General features: G+C 32.1%; 4 protein-coding genes. 3 read left to right on the top strand and 1 reads right to left on the bottom strand.

The genetic code is table 11. The features are described 5' to 3' along the window. Positions 1-136: 136 nt before the first annotated feature. From A9G30_RS12875 to cobB, 3 genes are all read left to right on the top strand, one after another. Complete coding sequence (locus A9G30_RS12875) at positions 137-343, top strand: hypothetical protein (RefSeq protein WP_176700834.1); 207 nt, start codon at positions 137-139, stop codon at positions 341-343. Next, positions 291-953: a hypothetical protein gene (locus A9G30_RS03640; protein ID WP_081295620.1), complete on the top strand. Its 663-nt coding sequence runs from the start codon at positions 291-293 to the stop codon at positions 951-953. Before A9G30_RS12875 ends, A9G30_RS03640 begins: the two co-directional genes overlap by 53 nt. Positions 954-1,041: 88 nt before the next feature. Next, positions 1,042-1,725 carry a Sir2 family NAD+-dependent deacetylase gene (gene cobB, locus A9G30_RS03635; protein WP_065583236.1) on the top strand — a complete coding sequence of 228 codons (684 nt, stop codon included), beginning with the start codon at positions 1,042-1,044 and terminating at the stop codon, positions 1,723-1,725. Positions 1,726-1,734: 9 nt separating this feature from the next. Here the strand turns inward: cobB and mtgA are convergent, their stop codons facing one another. Next, positions 1,735-2,430: a monofunctional biosynthetic peptidoglycan transglycosylase gene (gene mtgA, locus A9G30_RS03630; protein WP_065588094.1), complete on the bottom strand. Its 696-nt coding sequence runs from the start codon at positions 2,428-2,430 to the stop codon at positions 1,735-1,737. Positions 2,431-2,482: the final 52 nt, after the last annotated feature.

Genomic DNA, 2,482 nt, shown 5'->3' with positions numbered 1-2,482 from the left:
CTAGGATCATATAAAGTATTGAGATTTAATATTACATAACTTATTAAATAAAATAATATTATGGATTTTTATAATAAAAAAAATGATGTAGTATGAAAGATTAATTTTTGATTATTAATAAAGATGTGATTTTTTAATGAAGAAAATTACTTCCTTCTTATTTTTTATACCCATTATATGGTTAATGTTTTCTTTTTCATGTTTAGCTAAAGCAAAAGTTATCCATGTTCTTGTTGCATTATGTGATAACAAATACCAAAAGATTGTTCCTGTTCCAAAAGCTATAGGTAATGGACAAGATCCTAAAAGTAATCTTTATTGGGGGAGCCGCTTATGGTTTTAAAACCTACTTTGCAAAACAAAAAGAGTGGCAAGTTATAAAAATTAATCGGCCAAGCAATGATAAAATATTAGAAGAAATAATTTATAAACATCAAAATCAAGATGTTTATATCATAGCGCAAGCATATAATGGTAAATATATAGATGATACTGTCAATGATTTTCTAGATTATGCTGCTGGTAAAAAAGAGCAATCCTATTTGTTTGGTGATAAAAAAGTTATTGCTGGAGGCAAGGCTGACTTAGTTGTTTATATTGGTCATGATTCGTTAATGGAATGGTCATGGCGTAAATATTTACCTGATAGCTGGCGATGGGAAACACTCTCAAAAGAGCAACAGGCAAAACAAAAATCGCGTTATGCAGCAGTATTTGCATGCAAAAGTCAGCAATATTTTTCACCACCGCTATCTCGTTTAGGTATTACGCCACTGATTTTAACTATGCACCGAATGGCACCTGAAGCATATAGCGTTTATGCAATGATTGATAGCTGGCTGAAAGTTGAATCAAAAGAAGTTACCCGCCAAAAGGTAGCAAGCGCTTATAGCCAATATCAAAAACTAAATAAGCCAGCATTACATATTTTTACAACTGAATATAAGCAATAATCCTAATTATTTTTTTAATCACACGATAAGCACTATAGGTGTTTAATTTATAGCAAAATAATTAAATAGCGAAGGTATATATACAATTATGAAAGCACCTAAAATTGTCATTTTAACTGGCGCAGGTATTTCAGCTGAATCTGGATTATCAACGTTCCGTGCACAAAATGGATTGTGGGAAGGGTATAATGTAGATGATGTTGCAACCTATGAGGGATATATTCGAGATCCGATTGCTGTTCATCAATTTTATAATATGTTGCGTAATAAATTACAAGATCCTAATGTTAAACCCAATGCTGCACATTTTGCATTGGCAGAACTAGAACAAAAGTTAGGTTTTGATAACGTATTAATTGTGACACAAAATGTAGATAATTTGCATGAACAAGCTGGATCAAAAAATATTATTCACATGCATGGTGAGTTATTAAAAGTTCGTAATGAAAAAACAGGGCAGATTATTGATTGTAATAAAGATATCGATTATGCACAAAATACATTAATCCGCCCACATATTGTTTGGTTTGGAGAGATTCCATTACAAATGGATGCTATCCATGACGCACTGTTACAAACAGATTATTTTATTTCAATAGGTACATCAGGGAATGTTTATCCAGCAGCGGGGTTTGTTCAGATTGCAAATCAATCTGGTGCTAAAACCATTGAACTGAATTTAGAGCCTAGCTTTAAACAAAATTTATTCCAAACAAAAATTTATGGACCTGCAAGTAAAATTGTTCCTGAATTTATTAAGACATTTATCTAACAATAAACGCTATTTTAGCTTTTTTAGATAATTTTTATTACCCAAATTATTCATTTGGTTATAAATCCATTTAGCTCTTTTTTGTACCCGTTCACTTGCTATTGTTGGACTCCAACGCCTTGGATTAGGTAATATTGCTGCAAGTAAACTTGCTTGCTTTGCAGTTAACTGATTAGCACTAACATTAAAATAGTGCTGAGCGGCGGCTTCAATACCAAAAATACCCTCTCCCCATTCAGCACAATTTAAATAGATTTCCAGTATACGTTTTTTGGGCCAAAATAGTTCTATCCACAATGTAAACCAAGACTCAACACCTTTGCGAATCCAGCTACGAGATGGCCATAAAAAGGTATTTTTAGCAACTTGCTGAGTGATTGTGCTAGCTCCTTTGATTTTTTTGCTATTTTGATTATGATCTAAGGCGATGCGAATAGCATTAAAATCAAATCCCCAATGCACAGCAAAATTTTGATCTTCTGAGGCTATTACGGCAATTTTAATATTGTCCGAAATTTCATTCCAATCTTTCCAAACTCGTTGTTGAGGTATATTCCAATGCATGACTTTACGTTCTATCATTAACATAGACCCATATGGAGGATTCCACCAACGCATAGCTAAAGTTGAAAAAACAGATAGTAGCATTAGTCCGATTATTACCTTTTTGGCAATGGCTAGAATTTTTTTTAATAAACGAATCATGCTAATTTTATATAATATAAAGTAAAAAGGTAGATAAGATACGATATATTAT

It is taken from the genome of Gilliamella sp. Fer4-1 (assembly GCF_001690515.1).
Lineage (GTDB): Bacteria > Pseudomonadota > Gammaproteobacteria > Enterobacterales > Orbaceae > Gilliamella > Gilliamella apicola_C.
Note: the sequence above shows the minus strand (reverse complement) of the source record. Positions and strands in the feature narration are given on the sequence as shown.